A 20,556-nucleotide genomic window follows, 5' to 3' on the forward strand; every position below is an offset into this window, starting at 1 on the left:
CGCTACGTCATGAGTCTGGGGCATCTAGGGGTATTGAGGGGGACTTGTCCTCCCTAGGCTGTGGGGTCCCGTGCCATCTCCAGTGCAGCGGTGAGGAGTTCCCGGTCATGGCCAACGAGGAAATGCTCCGCGAGTACCTCAAGCGGGCCACCGCCGACCTGCTGCGCGTCCGGCGCCGGCTGGAACAGGTCGAGTCCGGCCGGCACGAGCCGGTCGCCGTCATCGGCATGGCGTGCCGCTTCCCCGGTGGTGTGGGGTCGCCGGAGGAGTTGTGGGAGCTGGTGGTCTCGGGTGGGGACGCGATCGGGGAGTTCCCGGTGGACCGGGGCTGGGACCTGGAGGCGCTCTACGATCCGGAGCCGGGCCGGGCGGGACGGTCGTACACGCGGTGCGGTGGTTTCCTGTCCGGGGCGGCGGAGTTCGACGCGGGGTTCTTCGGGATCTCGCCGCGTGAGGCTTTGGCGATGGATCCGCAGCAGCGGTTGATGCTGGAGGTGTCCTGGGAGGCGCTGGAGCGGGCGGGCATCGATCCGGCGGAGCTGCGCGGCAGCCGCACCGGCGTCTTCGCCGGGACCATGTCGCACGACTACGCCTCCCGCCTGCTCTGCGTCCCGGACGAACTCCAGGGCTACCTCGGCAACGGCAACGCGGCCGGTGTGCTGTCCGGACGGCTCGCCTACACCTTCGGGTTCGAGGGCCCGGCCCTGACCGTGGACACCGCGTGCTCCTCGTCCCTCGTGGCGCTGCACCTGGCCTGCCAGTCCGTCCGGTCGGGCGAGTCCACACTGGCACTCGCCGGCGGCGTCACCGTGATGTCCACGCCCACCGTGCTCGTGGAGTTCTCCCGCCAGCAGGGGCTGGCACCGGACGGCCGGTGCAAGGCGTACGCGGCGGCGGCCGACGGCACCGGCATGTCCGAGGGCGTCGGAATGCTGCTGGTGGAGCGCCTGTCGGACGCCGTGCGCAACGGTCACCGGGTGCTGGCGGTGGTGCGGGGCAGCGCGGTCAACCAGGACGGTGCGTCCAACGGCCTGACGGCACCCAACGGCCCCTCGCAGCAGCGGGTGGTCCAGCAGGCGCTGGCGAGCGCGGGGCTGTCACCGGCGGACGTGGACGCGGTGGAGGGCCACGGCACGGGCACCACGCTGGGCGACCCGATCGAGGCGGAGGCGCTGCTCGCCACGTACGGCCGCGAACGCCCGCGCGAACGCCCGCTGTGGCTGGGCTCGGTGAAGTCGAACATCGGGCACGCCCAGGCGGCGGCGGGCGTGGGCGGGATCATCAAGACGGTGATGGCGCTCCGCAACGGCGTGCTGCCCCAGACCCTGCACGTCGACGAACCGTCACCGCACGTCGACTGGTCCGGCGGCGCCGTCCGGCTGCTGACACGGCCGCGGTCGTGGCCCTGGGACGACGCACACGTGCGCCGAGCGGGGGTGTCCTCCTTCGGGGTGAGCGGAACGAACGCGCACGTCATCCTGGAGGAGGCGCCACCGGCCGACCGCTCCGGGCGCCCGGGGCCGCCACCCGGCCCGAAGCAGGCGCCGCCGGCCGGCGAACGGCCGGCACCCGACAAGACAGGACCGGCCGTCGTGCCGTGGTTCCTCTCGGCACGTACCGAGTCCGCCCTGCGCGCGCAGGCGCGGCGGCTGAGCCACCTCGCCCGGCGCGGGGAGGCGGACCCGGCCGAGATCGGCCGGGCCCTGGTGGCCGAACGGGCGGTGTTCGAGCACCGGGCCGTCGTACTCGCCGACGGTCCCGACGGCCTGCGGCACGGTCTCGACGCCCTCGCCGCGGCCCGGCCCGCGCCGGAGGTCGTCGGCGGCACCTCGACCACCCCCGGCCCGCTGGCGTTCCTCTTCCCGGGCCAGGGCACACAGCGGGCGGGCATGGGCGGGGAGCTCCACCGCACGTTCCCCGTCTACGCGCGCGCCTTCGACGAGGTGTGCGCGCGGTTCGGCCCGCTCGGCGCGGCCGGCCACACCCTGGACGAAGTCGTGTTCGCCGCCCCCGGCTCACCCGAGAGCGAGCTGATCGACCGGACGGAGTACGCCCAACCAGCCCTGTTCGCCCTGGAGGTCGCGCTCTACCGGCTCGTCGAGAGCTGGGGTGTGACACCCGACTACGTCCTGGGGCACTCCGTCGGCGAACTCGCCGCCGCACACGTCGCGGGGATGCTGTCCCTGGCCGACGCGGCCGCCCTCGTGGCCGCCCGCGGCCGGCTGATGCAGACCCTGCCCGGCACCGGGGCCATGATCGCCGTCGAAGCCGCCGAGGACGAAGTCCGCCCGCTGATCGCGGAGTTCGCGGACCGCGTCGACCTCGCCGCGGTCAACGGTCCGCGCGCGGTCGTCCTCTCCGGCGACGAGGACGCCGTCTCCCTGCTGGCCGGACGCTGGACGGCCGAGGGCCGCCGGACCCGACGGCTGCACACCAGCCACGCCTTCCACTCCCCGCACCTGGACGCCGTCCTGGACGACTTCCGCCGCGCCGCCGCACAGGTCTCCTTCGGCCCGCCGGCCATCCCCGTCGTCAGCAACGTCACGGGCGACCCGCTCCCCTTCGAGACCATGGGCACCCCGGACTACTGGGTGCGGCACGCCCGCGACACCGTCCGTTTCGGCGACGGCCTCGCCTGGCTCCGGGCGCAAGGGGTCACGGCCTGCCTCGAACTCGGCCCGGACGGTGTCCTCACCGCCCTCGGCCAGGACGCCCTCGGGGACCATGCCGCCCTGCTGGCCGCCCTGCGCCCCGACAGTCCCGAGGAGAGGTCCGTGCTCACCGCCGTGGCCGGGCTGGCCGTGCGCGGGACGCGGGTGGACTGGACCGCCGTACTGGGCCCCGGACCCGCCGTCGCCCGGCCGCGCGTGGATCTCCCGACGTACGCCTTCCAGCGCGAGCGGTACTGGCTCGACGCGGGCGAGCCGCGGGCCGCGGCGGCCACGACCGCCGACGGACCGCTGTGGCAGGCGGTCGACCGGGCGGAACCCGCCGAGGTGGCGGCGCTGCTGGAGGTCGACGAGGACGCGCCGCTCAGCTCCGTGGTGGCGGCGCTGGGCGAGTGGCGCCGGGCGGCCCGGACGCGGCAGACGGTCGGGACGTGGCTGTACCGGGAGGAATGGCGCCCTCTGTCCCGCCCCGACGCGGTGACCGGGAGCGGTACCTGGCTGCTGGTGACACCGGAACACACCGGGCACGCCGAGGACACCGGGCACGCCGAGGACACCGGGCACGCCGGGCACGCCGGGCACACCGGGCACGCCGGGCACGCCGGGCACGCCGGGCACGCCGGGCACGCCGGGCACGCCGGGCACGCCGGGCACGCCGGGCACGCCGAGGACGAGGAGCACGCCGAGGAGACCGGGCACGCCGAGGACGCCGGGCACGCCGAGCGCGCCGAGCATGTCGAGGACGAGGAGCACGCAGGGCGGTCCGGGCACGGTCGGTACCTCGGATGCGCTGGGCACGCCGAGGCCGCCGTGGCCGTGGCCGCGGGTCTGGAGCGGTCCGGCGCCCGCGTCCGCACGGTGGCCCTGGACGCGGCCCGCGCCGACCGGGAGACCCTCGGCGCGCGCCTGCGCGAGGCGCTCGGCGACGAGGAGCCGACCGGAGTGCTTGCGCTCTGCGACGACGCCGTGGGGGGCACGCTGACGCTGATCCAGGCACTGGCCGACGTCCCGGCACCGGTGTGGTGCGTGACCCGGGGTGCGGTGTCGGTCGGCGACCGGGACCCGCTGTCCGACCCGGACGCCGCCCCGGTGTGGGGCCTCGGCCGGGTCGCCGGCCGGGAACTGCCGGACCGGTGGGGCGGCCTGCTCGACCTGCCGCCCGTCGTCGACGAGCGGACGGCGGACCGTCTGGCGGGCGTGCTCGCCGATCCGGACGGCGAGGAGGAGTTCGCCGTCCGCCCGTCGGGCGCGTACGTACGGCGGCTGGTGCGCGCGGCCCTGCGGGAGACGGCCGGCGGATGGCGGCCGCGGGGCACCGTGCTGATCACCGGCGGCACCGGAGAACTCGGCGGACACGTCGCCCGGTGGCTGGCCCGGCGCGGCGCGGAGCACCTGCTGCTGGTCAGCCGCAGCGGCCCGGAGGCCGAGGGCGCGGCGGCGCTACGGGCCGAACTCGTCTCCGCGGGCGCCCGGGTGACCATCGCGGCATGCGACGTGGCCGACCGGGCGGCGCTCGCCGACCTGCTCGCCTCCGCCGTGCCCGCCGACTGCCCGCTCGGGACGGTGGTGCACACCGCCGGCGTCCTGGACGACGGCGTACTGGACACGCTGACGCCCGACCGCCTGGCCCGCGTCCTCGGGGCGAAGGCGGCCGGCGCGCGGAACCTGCACGAGCTCACCCGGGACGCCGGCCTCTCCGCCTTCCTCGTCTTCTCCTCCGCCGCAGCGACCCTCGGCTCCGGCGGCCAGGGCGCCTACGCGGCCGCCAACGCGTACGTGGAGGCACTCGTCCGGCACCGGCGCGGCCTCGGGCTGCCGGGTACGGCGGTGGCATGGGGCGCCTGGGCCGGCGACGGCATGGCCGGGCAGGCGGCCGCGGCGGCACACCTCGGGCGCCGCGGGGTCCGGCCCATGGACGCCGGCTCGGCGCTGACGGCCCTCGGCCAGGTGCTGGACCAGGACGTGACCTGCCTGACCGTCGCCGACATCGACTGGGAACGCCTCGCCGGCGCGGCCACCGGCGGCCCCGCCCGGCTGATCGCGGACATCCCCGAAGCGGCCCGCGCCCTGCCGGCCGCCGCCCCGGAGCCGTCCGGGACGCTGCGCGCGCGACTCGCCGCCCTGGACCCGGCCGAGCGCGCACGCACACTCCTCGACCTCGTCCGCACCCACGCCGCCACCGTGCTCGGCCACCGTACCGCCGCCGCCATCCGGCCCGACCACGTCTTCCGCGACCTCGGTTTCGGCTCGCTCAGCGCCGTGGAACTGCGCAACCACCTCAACGCGGCGACCGGCCTGCGGCTGCCCAGCACGCTGGTCTTCGACTACCCCAGCCCGGCCGCCCTGGCCGGACACCTGGGCACGCTGCTGGGCACCGACGCGGGCACCGCCCCGGTGCCACCGGTGCCGGCCGCCGCCGTCGGGAGCGCCGACGAGCCGGTCGCCGTCATCGGTATGGCGTGCCGTTTCCCGGGGGGTGTGGGGTCGCCGGAGGAGTTGTGGGAGCTGGTGGTCTCGGGTGGGGACGCGATCGGGGAGTTCCCGGTGGACCGGGGCTGGGATCTGGAGGCGCTCTACGATCCGGAGCCGGGCCGGGCGGGACGGTCGTACACGCGGTGGGGTGGTTTCCTGGCGGGGGCGGCGGAGTTCGACGCGGGGTTCTTCGGGATCTCGCCGCGTGAGGCTTTGGCGATGGATCCGCAGCAGCGGTTGATGCTGGAGGTGTCCTGGGAGGCGCTGGAGCGGGCGGGCATCGATCCGGCGGACCTGCGCGGCAGCCGCACCGGCGTCTTCGCCGGCACGTGCAGCCAGGACTACGCCGACCTCGTCCGGCGCGGCACGGCCGACCTGGAGGGCTACGCCCTCACCGGCCTGTCCAACAGCGTCACCTCGGGCCGGCTGTCCTACACGTTCGGCCTGGAGGGCCCGGCGGTGACGGTGGACACGGCGTGCTCGTCGTCGCTGGTCGCGCTGCACCTGGCGTGCCAGTCGCTGCGGTCGGGGGAGTCGGAGCTGGCGCTGGCCGGCGGGGTGACGGTGATGTCGACGCCGGGCGCGTTCGTGGAGTTCTCGCGGCAGCGGGGCCTGTCGCCGGACGGCCGGTGCAAGGCGTTCGCGGCGGCGGCGGACGGGGTGGGCTGGTCCGAGGGCGTCGGCGTCCTGCTGCTGGAGCGCCTGTCGGACGCCGAGCGCAACGGTCACCGGGTGCTGGCGGTGGTGCGGGGCAGCGCGGTCAACCAGGACGGTGCGTCCAACGGCCTGACGGCGCCCAACGGCCCCTCGCAGCAGCGCGTGATCCGCCAGGCGCTGGCCGCCGCGGGCGTGCCGGCCGCCGAGGTGGACGCCGTCGAGGGGCACGGGACGGGCACCACGCTCGGCGACCCGATCGAGGCGGAGGCGCTGCTCGCCACGTACGGCCGGGAACGCGCACCGCAACGGCCCCTGTGGCTGGGGTCGGTGAAGTCGCAGCTCGGGCACGCGCAGGCCGCGGCGGGAGTGGCCGGCGTGATCAAGATGGTCATGGCGCTGCGGCACGAGTCGCTGCCGAGGACCCTGCACGTGGACCAGCCGACCCCGCACGTGGACTGGTCCGGCGGCACGGTACGGCTGCTGACCGACCCGGTGCCGTGGCAGCGCGGTGACCGCACCCGCCGTGCGGGCATCTCCGCGTTCGGGGTGAGCGGCACGAACGCCCACGTGATCCTGGAGGAACCGCCGGCCCACGACGAACCGCCCACCGGGACCGGCACGGATCCGGGGACCGGACCCGCCGTCGTGCCCTGGGTGGTCTCGGCGAAGACCGCCTCCGCGCTGCGCGCCCAGGCGCGCCGACTCGGTGACCACGCCCGGCGGGAGAAGCCGGACCCGGTCCGGACCGGCCGTGCCCTGGCGGCCGGGCGGGCGGTGTTCGAGCACCGCGCCGTCGTGCTCGCCGACGACCTCGACGGCCTGCGGAACGGACTCGACGCCCTCGCCGCCGGCCTGCCGACGGCCGCCGTGGTGACCGGCCGCACCGGCCCGGCGGCGGACGGCAAACTCGCGATGCTGTTCGGCGGCCAGGGCACCCAGTGGGACGGCATGGCCGCCGAACTCCTCGACACCTCACCGGTGTTCGCCGCCCGCATGACCGACTGTGCCGAGGCGCTGCACCCCTACCTGGACTGGGACCTCCTCGGCGTCCTGCGCGGCGGACCGGACGCCCCGCCGTTGGACCGGGTCGACGTCGTCCAGCCCGTGCTCTTCGCGGTCATGGTCTCCCTGGCGGCGCTCTGGCGCTCCTGCGGGGTCCACCCCGACGCCGTCGCCGGGCACTCCCAGGGCGAGATCGCGGCGGCCTGCGTCGCCGGCGCCCTCTCCCTGGAGGACGCGGCCCGCGTCACCGCCCTGCGCAGCCAGGCGCTCGCCGCGCTCGCCGGACAGGGCGCCATGGCCTCCGTCGGCCTCCCCGCGGACGAACTCGCACCCCGGCTCGCCGCCTGGGGCCCGAGCCTGGTGGTCGCCGCCGACAACGGCGCGCGGTCGGCCGTGGTCTCCGGCGCGCCGGAGGCGGTCACCGCACTGGTCGAGGAGCTGACCCGGGACGGGGTCCCGGCCCGGCGGCTGAAGGTCGACTGGGCCTCGCACTCGCCGCAGGTCGAGGCCGTCCGCGACCGCCTGCACGACCTCCTCGCCCCCGTCACCCCGCGTCCCGCCGACATCCCGCTCTACTCCACCGTCACCGGCGAACCCGTCGACGGCACCGGACTCGACGCCGCGTACTGGTACCGCAACCTGCGCGAGACCGTGCGGTTCCGGGACGCCACCCGGGCGCTCGCCCGCGACGGGTTCACCGTCTTCGTCGAGACGAGCCCGCACCCGGCCGTCGCCGTCGGCGTCCAGGAGACGCTGGACGAACTCGGCGTGCCCGACAGCCTCGTCGTCGGCTCGCTGCGCCGGGGCGAGGGCGGCCTGCGCCGGTTCCTGGACTCCGCCGCGGAGCTGTTCGTACGCGGGGTGGGAGTGGACTGGACGACGGTGCTGGGCGGCGGGCCCGCCCGTGCCGAGCACCGGGTGGAACTGCCCACGTACCCGTTCGAGCGGCAGCGCTTCTGGCTCGACGTGACCGAGCCGGCGCCATCGGCCACCGCGGCCGCCGGGACCGCCGACGGCCCCTTGTGGGAGGCGGTCGAGCGGGCGGACCCCGCGGCCGTGGCCGGGTTGCTCGCCGTCGACCAGGACGCACCGCTCGGCTCCGTGGTGTCCGCCCTGGGCGCCTGGCGGCGGGCGGCCCGGGAACGCGACCTCGTGGCCGGATGGCGGTACCGGCCGGTGTGGAAGCCGCTGGCCCGGACCGCTGCGGCACCGGTTCCGCCCGGGACGTGGCTGGTGGTCGGCGCCTCCGAGGAGACGTGGCACACACCGGTGCGGGACGAGCTGGCACGCCGCGGACTGCGCGCCGTCCACACCGCGTGCACCGACCGGGAGGTGCTCGCCGAGGCCGTGACGGACCACGCCCCGCGCGGGATCCTGGTGCTGTGCGGGGGACTTCCGGCCGCCGGCCGGGCGCTGACCCTGCTCCAGGCGGCCGGGGCCGCCGGGGCACCGGTGTGGTGCGTGACGCGCGGAGCGGTGTCGGTGGGGGAGGGCGACCCGCTGCCGGATCCCGGCGCGGCCGTGGTCTGGGGGCTGGGCCGGGTCGCCGGCGTGGAGGTGCCGGACCGGTGGGGCGGCCTGGTCGACCTGCCGCCGGTGGTGGACGAGCGGGCGGTGGAACGCCTGCTCGCGGTGCTGGCGGACCCGGACGACGAGGGCGAGTTCGCCGTCCGGGCGTCCGGGGTGTTCGTACGGCGTCTGGTGCGTGCACCGTCACCGCGCACGGAGGCGACCGAGGCAGCCGAGCCGGCCGAGTGGCTGCCGCGCGGCACCGTCCTGATCACCGGCGAGGACGCCGACGCCGACCAGCCGGCCGCCCACCTGGCCCGGTGGCTGGCCGAACGGGGGGCCGAACACCTCCTGCTGGTCAACGCTTCCGGCGACGGCTTCGGGGACACCGGCGTGCCGGCCGTCCCCGGCACCGAGGTGACGCGCGCGGCCTGTGACATCACCGACCGGGCGGCGCTCGCCGACCTGCTCGCCACCGCCGTTCCCGCCGACTGCCCGCTCGGTGCGGTCGTCCACGCCGCCGGGACCGTCGACGACGGCACCCTCGACGTCCTGACCCCGCGGCGACTGGAGCAGGCGCTGGCGCTGAAGGCGGCCGGCGCGCGGAACCTGCACGAGCTCACCCGGGACGCCGGCCTCTCCGCCTTCCTCCTCTTCTCCTCCGCCGCCGCGACCTTCGGCTCGGCCGGCCAGGGCGGCCACACCGCGGCCAACGCGTACGTGGAGGCGCTCGCCGCCCACCGGCGCGGCCTCGGGCTGCCGGCCACCGCGGTGGCCTGGGGCCCCTGGGCGGGGCACGGCGCCGCCGCCCGGCCGGACGCGGCTGCCGGCTTCCGCCGCAGGGGCCTGGCCGAGCTGGCCCCCGAACGCGCACTCGCCGCCCTCGCCCAGGTACTGGCCCACGGCGAGAGCGGCCTGACCGTGGCCGACATCGACTGGGAGCGCTTCACCGCCCACACCGGCGCCACCGGCCGTCGTACGCCCCTGACCGAAGACCTTCCCGAGGTGCGGGCCCTCGCCCGCACCGCAGGCCACGCCCCGGCCCACGGCACCGCCCTGCGCGACCGGCTCGCCGCGCTCGCACCACAGGCCCGGACCGAGGCCCTGCTCGAACTGGTCCGCGGCCACGCGGCCGCCGTCCTCGGACACCGGGACGCCGACGCCGTCCCGGAGGACCGCGCCTTCCGCGACTTCGGCTTCGACTCGCTCACCGCCGTCGAACTGCGCAACCGCCTGAACGGTGCCACCGGGCTGCGGCTGCCGACCACGGTGGTCTTCGACCACCCCAACCCGCTCGCGCTGACCGGGTTCCTCCGGGACGAACTGTGCGGGACGGCCCCGGCGGCCCCGGCACCGGCCGTCACCCCCTCGAACGCCGACGAACCGATCGCGATCGTCGGGATGGGGTGCCGTTTCCCGGGGGGTGTGGGGTCGCCGGAGGAGTTGTGGGAGCTGGTGGCTTCGGGTGGGGACGCGATCGGGGAGTTCCCGGTGGACCGGGGCTGGGATCTGGAGGCGCTCTACGATCCGGAGCCGGGCCGGGCGGGACGGTCGTACACGCGGTGGGGTGGTTTCCTGTCCGGGGCGGCGGAGTTCGACGCGGGGTTCTTCGGGATCTCGCCGCGTGAGGCTTTGGCGATGGATCCGCAGCAGCGGTTGATGCTGGAGGTGTCCTGGGAGGCGCTGGAGCGGGCGGGCATCGATCCGGCGGAGCTGCGCGGCAGCCGCACCGGCGTCTTCGCGGGAGTCGCGAACCAGGACTACGCCGACCTCGTCCGGCAGGGCGGCGAGGACCTGGAGGGCTACGCGCTCACCGGGGTCTCCGGGAGCGTGCTCTCCGGGCGGCTGTCCTACACCTTCGGCCTGGAGGGCCCGGCGGTGACGGTGGACACGGCGTGTTCGTCGTCGTTGGTCGCGCTGCACCTGGCGTGCCAGTCGCTGCGGTCGGGGGAGTCGGAGCTGGCGCTGGCCGGCGGGGTGACGGTGATGTCGACGCCGGGCGCGTTCGTGGAGTTCTCGCGGCAGCGGGGCCTGTCGCCGGACGGCCGGTGCAAGGCGTTCGCGGCGGCGGCGGACGGGGTGGGCTGGTCCGAGGGCGTCGGCGTCCTGCTGCTGGAACGGCTCTCCGACGCGCGGCGGCTCGGGCACTGCGTCCTCGCGGTGGTGCGGGGCAGCGCGGTCAACCAGGACGGTGCGTCCAACGGCCTGACGGCGCCCAACGGCCCCTCGCAGCAGCGCGTCATCCGCCAGGCCCTCGCCAACGCGGGCGTGGCGGCCGCCGACGTGGACGCCGTCGAGGGGCACGGGACGGGCACCACGCTCGGCGACCCGATCGAGGCGCAGGCGCTGCTCGCCACGTACGGCCGGGACCGGCCGGGGCAGCGGCCGCTGTGGCTGGGCTCGGTGAAGTCCAACCTCGGCCACGCCCAGGCGGCGGCGGGCGTGGCCGGGGTCATCAAGATGGTGATGGCGCTGCGCGGCGAGGCGCTCCCGGCGAGCCTGCACATCGACGAGCCGGCACCCCACGTGGACTGGTCGGCGGGCGGGGTACGGCTGCTGACGGAAGCGGTGCCGTGGCAGCGCGGTGACCGCACCCGCCGTGCGGGCATCTCCGCGTTCGGGGTGAGCGGCACGAACGCGCACCTGATCCTGGAGGAACCCCCGCACGACACCCTGGAGGAGCCCCCGCACGACACCCTGGGGGAGCCCCCGCACGACACCCTGGGGGAGCCCCCGTACGACACCCTGGGGGAGCCCCCGTACGACGCCCTGGGGGAGCCCCCGTACGACGCCCGACCGCCCGGCACGGAGACCGGGACCGGGATCGGCACCGAGACCGGCAGGGGAAGCGGTACGGGCACCGGCGGCGGTGCCGGTACGGGCACCGGCACCAGCGACGCCACCGGCACTCGCCCCGGCGCCCCTCCTGCCACTGCTCCCACCCCCACCCCCACCCCCAACCCGGCGCCGCCGCTGCCCTGGCTCCTCTCGGCGAAGACCGAGTCCGCGTTGCGCGCACAGGCCCGACGGCTCCACACCTACCTGACCACCCACCCGGACGTCCGGCTCGGCGACGTCGCATGCGCCCTGACCACCCGGCCGGTCCTCGACCGGCGGGCGGCGCTGGTGACCGGCGACCGCGACGACCTCCTGCGCACCCTCCAGGCCCTCGCCGACGGCACGCCCGCGACCGGGCTGATCGCGCCCCCGGCCCGACCCTCGCGCGGCAAACTGGCCTTCCTCTTCTCCGGCCAGGGCACCCAACGGCCCGGCATGGGAAAGCAGTTGTACGAGGCCCAGCCCGTCTTCGCCGAGGCGCTGGACCAGGTGCTGGCCGAGCTGGATCCCCTGCTCGACCGCCCTCTGCGCCCGCTGCTCCTCGACACGGCCGCACCCCTGGACCGTACCGGCGACGCCCAGCCGGCACTGTTCGCCCTCCAGGTCGCGCTCTTCCGGCTGCTGGAGCACGCCGGAGTCCGCCCGGACCACATCGCCGGCCATTCGATCGGCGAACTCGCCGCCGCACACGTCGCCGGAGTGCTCACGCTCGCCGACGCCGCCCGGCTGGTCGCCGCCCGGGCCCGCCTGATGCAGGAGCGGATGCCGTCGGGCGGAGCGATGGTGGCGGTCCGCGCGAGCGAGGCCGAAGCGGCCCGGACGCTCGAAGGACGGACGGCACGGCTGGCCGTCGCCGCGGTCAACGGGCCGCGCTCGGTCGTGCTGTCGGGCGCCGAGCCGGACGTGCTGGACGCCGCGGCCGCCCTCGCCGCCCGCGGCATCCGCACCAAGCGCCTGACCACCGACCGCGCCTTCCACTCCCCTCTCACCGAACCGGTCCTGGCGGAGTTCCGGCGCACCGCGGCCGCCGTCACCTACACCGAGCCGACCATCCCCCTGGTCTCCACCGTCACCGGCGACCTCGCCCCCGCCGCCACACTCACGGACCCCGAGTACTGGGTCCGCCAGGTGTGTCACACCGTCCGCTTCGGCGACGCCGTCCGCCGCCTGCACGAGCACGGCGTCCGCACCTTCCTCGAACTCGGCCCCGACGGCACCCTCTGCGCCCTCGCCGAGGAGTGCCTGGAGGAGTGCCCGGACGATGCGTCCTGCGCGCCGCCCATCCCGTTGCTGCGCGCCGACGTCCCCGAGCCGCAGGCGCTGCTCACCGCACTCGCCCGGCTCCACGTCCACCGTGCCACGGCCGTCGACTGGACCGCCGTCACCGGCGCCGTGCCGGCCCGGGCCCGCCACCTCGCCCTGCCCACCTACGCCTTCGACCACCGCCGCTACTGGCTGGACCCCGCATCGACGACGGCCCGGGACGTCGCGGCCGCCGGACTCTCCGCGGCCGCTCACCCCCTGGTCGGCTCCGCGGTGGCCCTGGCCGGCTCCCCGCAGTCCCAGCAACTCCTGCTCACCGGCCGGATCTCGCTGCGCACCCACCCCTGGCTCGCCGACCACGCCGTGTTCGGCACCGTCCTCCTCCCCGGCACGGCCATCCTGGAACTCGCCGTACGCGCGGGCGACGAAGCCGGCTGCACGGCCGTCGAGGAACTCACCCTCCAGGTCCCGCTGGCCCTGCCCGAACGCGGCTCGGTACTCCTCCAACTCACGGTCGGCGAGCCCGAGACGACGCCGGACGGCACGGAACGGCGCACCTTCGCCCTCCACGCGCGCCAGGACGACGCCCTCACCCCGCCCACCGCGCTGACCGGAGCGGACTGGACCTGCCACGCCACCGGCGTCCTGACCCGCGGCCGGTCCACCGCCGGCACCCCCGTCGGCACCCCCGCCGGGCCCTGGCCGCCCACCGGCGCCACACCGGTGCACCTCGACCACTGGTACGACACGCTGGCCGGCGCCGGCCTCGGCTACGGACCCGCGTTCCAGGGCCTGCGCGCCCTGTGGCGGGACGGCGGCGAGCTGTACGCCGAGGTGTCCCTGCCCGACGGCCCGGCCGGCGACGCCGGACGCTACGCCGTCCACCCGGCGCTGCTCGACGCGGCCCTCCACCCCGTCGTCCCCGGCTTCGCCGAGGCCGGAACCACCGACGGCCACGGCTGGCTGCCGTTCTCCTGGAACGGCGTCACGGTGGCTGCCTCCGGCGCGTCGGCGCTCCGTGTCCGCCTCAGCCGCCGTTCGCCCGACACGATCGCGCTGACGGCCACCGACCCGGCCGGCCGGACCGTCCTCACGGCCGCGTCCCTGGCCTTCCGGCCGGTCACGGCCGACCGGCTCCGAGCGGCCCGGACCGACACGCACAACGCCCTGTTCCACCTCGACTGGCCAAAGGCGCCACTCCCCGCCGCGGCACCGGCGCACCCCGTCCGGGCGGTACTCGGCTCGGGCCCGGCCCACCCCGGCACCCCCGGCGCACGGGAGTACGCCGACCTGGCGGAGCTCGCGGCCGACGGCCCGCCCGACGTGGTCGTCGTCCACTGCGAACCCGGCGACGCCACCACCGACCCGGTCGAGACCACCCGGCAGGCCACCACCCGGGCGCTGGAACTGCTCCAGGGCTGGCTCGCCGAGGAGCGGTTCGCCGACTCCCGCCTGGCGTTCGTCACCCGCGGCGCCGTGGCCACGACACCGGGCGAAGCAGTCCCCGACCTCGCCCACGCCGCCGTCTGGGGCATGGTCCGGTCCGCGCAGACCGAGCACCCGGGCCGGTTCCTCCTCGTCGACCTCGACGACACCGACGCCAGCCGGCACGCCCTCACCGCCGCCCTGCACTCCGCCGAACCCCAGACGGCCCTGCGCGGCGGAGCCGCCCACACCCCGCTGCTGGCCAGGGTCCCGGCCCACACGCGGAGCGAACCCGTCGTCCACCGGCACCCCGACGCCACCGTCCTCATCACCGGCGGCACCGGCTACCTCGGCCGGCTCGTCGCCCGCCACCTCGTCCACCACCACGGCGTCCGGCACCTGCTGCTGACCAGCCGCAGCGGCCCCACCGCACCCGGCGCCGGCGAACTCGTCGCCGAACTCGCCGAGTCGCAGGCGAAGGTCACGGTCGTCGGCTGCGACATCGCCGACCGCACGGCCGTCGCCGCACTGCTGGCCGGGATCCCGGCCCGGCACCCGCTCCGGGCCGTGATCCACACCGCGGGCGTCGTGGACGACGGCATCCTCACCTCACTGACCCCCCACCGCCTGGACGCCGTCCTGAGCGCGAAGGCGTACGGCGCCGCACACCTGCACGAGCTCACCCGCGACACCGAACTCGACGCCTTCGTCGTGTTCTCCTCCGCGGCCGCCTCCTTCGGCAGCCCCGGCCAGGGCAACTACACGGCAGCCAACGCCTTCCTCGACGCCCTGATGCACCACCGCCACGCCCTCGGCCTGCCCGGCCAGTCCCTCGCCTGGGGGCGCTGGGCCGAAGCCGGCGGCATGGCCGGACACCTCGCCACGGCCGACCTCGCCCGGATGGCCCGCGGCGGACTGCTCCCCCTCACCGACGCGCACGGGCTCACCCTCCTCGACACCGCCCTCGGCCGCGACGAACCCCTGCTGCTCGCCACCCCGCTCGACCCGGGCGCCCTGCACCGACAGGCGACCACCGGCACGCTGCCGCCCGTCCTGCGCGGGCTGGTCCGCACCCCCGCCCGCCCGACCGCCGACCACGCCGTCGCCACCGACGCCCCCGCCGAACTGCGCGAGCGGCTGGCCGCGACCCCCACGCCCGCCGAACGCGCCGCCGTCCTCGCCGAGCTGGTCCGCACCCACGCCGCCGCCGTCCTCGGCCACTCCGGGACCGACACGGTGCCGCCCGACGACGAGTTCCGCGAGCTGGGCTTCGACTCCCTGACCGCCGTGGAACTCCGCAACCGCCTCAACGCCCTCACCGGCCTCCGCCTGGCCACCACCCTCGTCTTCGACCACCCCACCCCCCAGGCCCTGGCCGACCACCTGGCCGCGCAGCTCGCCGCGGACGTGACCGCCGCCGAGGCACGGACGCCGCAGACGGCGCGGACCGACGACACCCGGGAGAACACCGGCGCCGGACCGTCCGCCGACACCGTGGAGGCACTCTTCTGGATCGGCCACGACAGCGGGCGCGTCGAGGAGTCCATGGCCCTGCTCTCCGCGGCCTCCGCCTTCCGGCCGGCCTTCACCGACCCCACGGCGGTGCCCACGCCGTCCTTCGTCCGGATCGCCCAGGGCGACACCAGCCCCCCGCTGATCTGCCTGCCCACCGTCGCCGCCGTCTCCAGCGTCTACCAGTACTCGCGGTTCGCCGCCGCCCTCGACGGGCTGCGCGACGTCTGGTATCTGCCCGCACCCGGCTTCATCGACGGCGAACCCCTCCCCGCCGACGTCGGCACCGTCACCGAGCTGTTCGCCGAGGCCGTCCTCCGCCACACCGACGGAGCGCCCTTCGCCCTCGCCGGACACTCCGCGGGCGGCTGGTTCGCCTACGCCGTCACCAGCCGCCTCGAACAGCTGGGCGTCCCGCCGCGAGCCGTGATCGCCATGGACGCCTACCTGCCCGACGAAGGGATGAAGCCCGTCGCGGCCGCCCTCACCAACGAGATCTTCGACCGGGTCACCGAGTTCGTGGACCTCGACTACGCCCGCCTGGTCGCCATGGGCGGCTACTTCCGCATCTTCGCCGGCTGGCGGCCACCCGACCTCACGACACCCGCGCTCTTCCTCCGCGCCCGCGACAGCGAGGAGCCGCCCCCGGCGTGGGGACGGCCGCACGCCGTCCACGACGTCGACGGCAACCACTTCACGATGCTCGAACAGTACGCGGACGCCACCGCACGGCACGTCCACGCATGGCTGACCGACCTCGCCGACGGGCCCCACTGACGCACTCCCCCCCCCTCCCCACCACCGGCCTCCCCCTCCCCGTACTCGGCACCACCAGACTTGGAGACACCCATGGCTACGCCCAGCGAGAAGCTCGTAGAGGCGCTGCGGGCATCCCTGAAGGCCAACGAGACACTGCGGCGGCACAACCAACAGCTCACCGCCGCCGCCGAGGCCACCCGGGAACCGCTGGCCATCGTGGGCATGGCCTGCCGCTTCCCGGGCGGGGTCCGCTCGCCGGAGGACCTGTGGCGACTGGTGGCATCGGGCGGGGACGCGATCGACGAGTTCCCCACGGACCGCGGCTGGGACCTCGGCAAGCTCTTCCACCCCGACCCCGAGCACCCCGGCACCACCTACACCCGCCACGGCGGATTCCTCCACGACGCCGCCGAGTTCGACGCCGGCTTCTTCGGCATCTCGCCCCGCGAGGCCCTCGCCATGGACCCGCAGCAGCGACTCCTGCTGGAAACCTCCTGGGAGGCGTTCGAACGGGCCGGGATCGACCCCTCCTCGGCCCGCGGAACGCGGGCGGGCGTCTTCGCCGGGATGATGTACCACGACTACGCGGCCCGCCTGACGACCATCCCGGAAGGGTTCGAAGGCTACATCGGCAACGGCAGCGGCGGCGCCGTCGCCTCCGGACGCGTCGCCTACACGCTCGGCCTCGAAGGCCCGGCGGTCACCGTCGACACGGCGTGCTCGTCCTCCCTGGTGGCCCTCCACCTCGCCTGCCGGTCACTGCGCGCGGGCGAGTGCGACCTGGCCCTGGCGGGCGGCGTCACCGTGCTGTCCACCCCGCACCTGTTCGTCGAGTTCTCCAGGCAGCGGGGGCTGTCGACGGACGGGCGCTGCAAGTCCTTCGCGGCGGCCGCCGACGGCACGGGCATGGGCGAGGGCGTCGGCATGCTCCTCCTCGAACGGCTCTCGGACGCCCTGCGGTCGGGGCACCCGGTACTGGCCGTGGTGCGGGGCAGCGCGGTCAACCAGGACGGCGCGTCGAACGGCCTGACCGCCCCCAACGGCCCCTCCCAGGAAAGGGTGATCCGTGAGGCGCTGGCCGACGCGGACTTGAGGCCCGCGGACGTGGACGCGGTGGAGGGGCACGGGACGGGCACCACGCTGGGCGACCCGATCGAGGCCCAGGCCCTGCTCGACACCTACGGGCAAGCACGGCCGCCGGAAACGCCGTTGTGGCTGGGCTCGGTGAAGTCGAACATCGGCCACGCGCAGGCCGCGGCGGGCGTCGGCGGACTCATCAAGATGGTGATGGCCCTGCGCCACGGGACGCTGCCCAGGACCCTGCACGTCGATGAGCCCTCACGGCAGGTGGACTGGTCGACGGGCGCCGTGCGGCTGCTCACGCAGGACCGGCCGTGGACCGCGGAAGAGGGCCGGGTACGGCGCGCCGGAGTGTCGTCGTTCGGGGTGAGCGGCACCAACGCCCACGTGATCCTGGAAGAGGCCCCGCTCGTCATCCCCGAGGAGGCAGCGACGGCGGACCACGAACCGCCCTTCCCGTGGGTACTCTCCGCCCGCTCCGAGCCCGCGCTCCGGGCACAGGCGGCGGCACTGCGGGATTTCGTCCGGGAGAACCCCGAGGCCGGGCCGGTGGCGGTGGGTGCGGGGTTGGCGCGGGGGCGGGCGGTGCTGGAGCACCGTGCGGTGGTGGTCGCTTCCGGGCGTGCGGAGTTCGTGCGGGCGCTGGGAGCGATCGCTTCGGGTGAGCCCGATCCGGCCGTCGTCCGGGGCAGGGCGGTGGACGGGCGCGGTGGGGTGGTGTTTGTGTTTCCGGGGCAGGGTGGGCAGTGGGCGGGTATGGGCCTGGACCTGCTGGACACCTCGCCGGTGTTCGCGGAGCGGATCGAGGCGTGCGAGAAGGCGCTGGCGCCGTACGTGTCCTGGTCACTCACCGGCATGCTGCACCGCGACGCCGAGGACCCGGCATGGGAACAGGCCGACATCGTCCAGCCCGTCCTCTTCTCCGTCATGGTGTCCCTGGCGGCGCTGTGGCGTTCCTACGGCATCGAACCCGACGCCGTCCTCGGGCACTCGCAGGGCGAGATCGCCGCGGCCCACGTCTGCGGCGCGCTCACTCTCCAGGACGCGGCGAAGGTGGTCGCCCTGCGCAGCCGCGCCCTGGCCGCGCTGCGCGGCCTGGGCGGCATGGCCTCCATCGCGCAACCGGTGGGTGTGGTCGAGGAGTTGATCGGGGCTCGGTGGGCGGGGCGGTTGTGGGTGGCGGCGGGCAACAGTCCGTACGCCACCACCGTCTCCGGCGACACCGACGCCCTGGCCGAACTCCTCACCCACTGCACCGAGACCGGCACCCGCGCCCGCCGCATCCCCGTCGACTACGCCTCCCACTGCCCCCACACCGAGACCATCGAACACGAACTCCTCGATGTGCTGGGTGACATCAGCCCGGTTGAGTCGGCGGTGCCGTTCTACTCGACGGTCCAGGACGGCTGGCTGGAGACCACCGCCCTGGACGCCGGCTACTGGTACCGCAACCTGCGCATGCCCGTCCGCTTCACCCAGGCCGTCACCGCCCTCACCACCGAAGGCCACCACACCTTCATCGAAACCAGCCCCCACCCCACCCTCACCCCCGCCATCGCCGACCACGGCGACCACCTCACCGCCATCGGCACCCTGCGCCGCCACGACAACGACACCGAGCGCCTCCTCACCGCCCTCGCCCAAGCCCACACCACCGGCCACACCGTCACCTGGACCGCCCACCACACCCGGCCCACCCCCCACCTCGACCTGCCCACCTACCCCTTCCAACGCACCCGCTACTGGCTGGATGCGCAGCCCGGCGCGGGAGACCTGGCGGCCGCGGGGGTCCAGGCGAGTGAGCACCCTCTGCTGGGAGCCCTGGTCGAACTCGCCGACGGTGACGCCGTGGTGTTCACCGGTCGGTTGTCACTGGCGACTCATCCGTGGCTCGCCGACCACTCCGTCGCCGGTACGGTCCTGCTTCCTGGTGCCGCGCTGCTGGAGATGGCCCTGCATGCCGGTGAACGCACCGGCTGCCCCCGCGTGGAGGAACTGACGCTCCACACACCGCTCGTCATCCCCGAGGCGGGTGACGTGATGATCCAGATGGTGGTCGCGGCGGTGGACGAGTCCGGACGTCGTGCGCTGAGCGTGTACGCGCGGTCGGTGGGTGACGACTGGAGTGACGGTGTGTGGACGCGGCAGGCGGAAGGCGCTCTGAGCGCGTCTGCTGTCGGTCAGCCGGTCGGGGACGAGCTCTTGGCCGGCGTCTGGCCGCCTGCGGGTGCCGAGCCTGTCGATCTCGACCGGTTCTACGACCGGTTGGCGGACGCCGGGTTCGTCTACGGGCCCGTCTTCCAGGGGCTGGCAGGGGCTTGGCGGTGCGGTGAGTCGCTGGTGGCCGAGGTCGGGCTGCCGGACGAAGTGCTGGTCAGTTGCGGGGAGTTCGGGATCCATCCGGCGCTGCTGGATGCTGCTGTTCAGCTCGCCGGACTGGTGGCTTCCGAGGAGTGCCTGCCGTATGCGTGGAGTGGTGCGTCGCTGCATGCGCGGGGTGTGAGCAGGCTGCGGGTGCGTATGACGCCTGCGGACGAGGCCGGTACGACGGTGGCTCTGCGGGTGGCCGATGACGCGGGCGCGCCGGTCTTCTCGTTGGATTCCCTCGTCCTGCGACCGGTGTCGTTGGCGGGACTGGCGGCTGGGCGTGGGGCGTTGTTCGAGGTGCAGTGGGTTCCGTGGGAGGCGCGGGGTGATGGTGGTGTGCCGGAGTTCACGGTGTGGGAGTGCCCGGGTGGTGAGGTGGCCGATGTGACGGCTGCTGCGTTGGAGGCCGTGCAGGGCTGGCTCGCGGAGGACCATCCGGAGCCTGCGCGGTTGGTGGTGGTGACGCGTGGTGCGGTGGTTGTTGGTCCTGGTGAGGGTGGGGTGGATGTGGCGGGGGCGGCGGTGTGGGGTTTGGTGCGTTCTGCGCAGGTGGAGCATCCGGGCCGGTTTGTTCTGGTGGACGTGGGCCGGGATGTGGTGGGGGTTGGTGGGGTGTCGGCTGATGCGCCGGCTGATGTGTCGGGTGAGGTGTGGGGTGTTGTGGGGGGTGCTGTGGTGTGTGGGGAGGAGCAGGTGGTGGTGCGTGGTGGTGGGGTGTGGGTGGCGCGGTTGGGGCGTGTGGGTGGGGGGTTGGTGTTGCCGGGAGGGTCGGGGTGGCGGGTGGGGTGTGGTGGGTCGGGGTTGTTGGAGGGGGTGGGTGTGGTGGAGTCGGAAGCTGGTGTGGGGGTGTTGGGGCCGGGTCAGGTGCGGGTGGCGGTGCGGGCGGCGGGGGTGAATTTCCGGGATGTGCTGGTGGCGTTGGGGATGGTGCCGGGGCAGTGGGGGATCGGGAGTGAGGGTGCGGGGGTGGTGGTCGGGGTCGGGCCGGGGGTGGAGGGTCTGG

2 protein-coding genes are annotated in these 20,556 nt (G+C 75.3%); both read left to right on the forward strand.

Annotated features, from left to right (window positions below; all coding sequences use genetic code 11):
* Positions 1-107: 107 nt before the first annotated feature.
* The gene (locus tag ABZ576_RS27790; protein ID WP_360746455.1) at positions 108-16,124 is read left to right on the forward strand and encodes a type I polyketide synthase; all 16,017 of its coding nucleotides are present in this window, start codon (positions 108-110) and stop codon (positions 16,122-16,124) included.
* 72 nt (positions 16,125-16,196) lie between these two features.
* Positions 16,197-20,556 (forward strand): beta-ketoacyl synthase N-terminal-like domain-containing protein (locus ABZ576_RS27795; protein WP_360746458.1); only part of this gene is annotated, 4,360 nt, incomplete at its 3' end.

It is taken from the genome of Streptomyces sp. NPDC013455, from assembly GCF_040632975.1.
Lineage (GTDB): Bacteria > Actinomycetota > Actinomycetes > Streptomycetales > Streptomycetaceae > Streptomyces.

Coding starts and splice junctions, on each gene's coding strand:
- ABZ576_RS27790 (WP_360746455.1), top strand. CDS start 108: ATGGCCAACGAGGAAATGCTCCGCGAGTACCTCAAGCGGGCCACCGCC.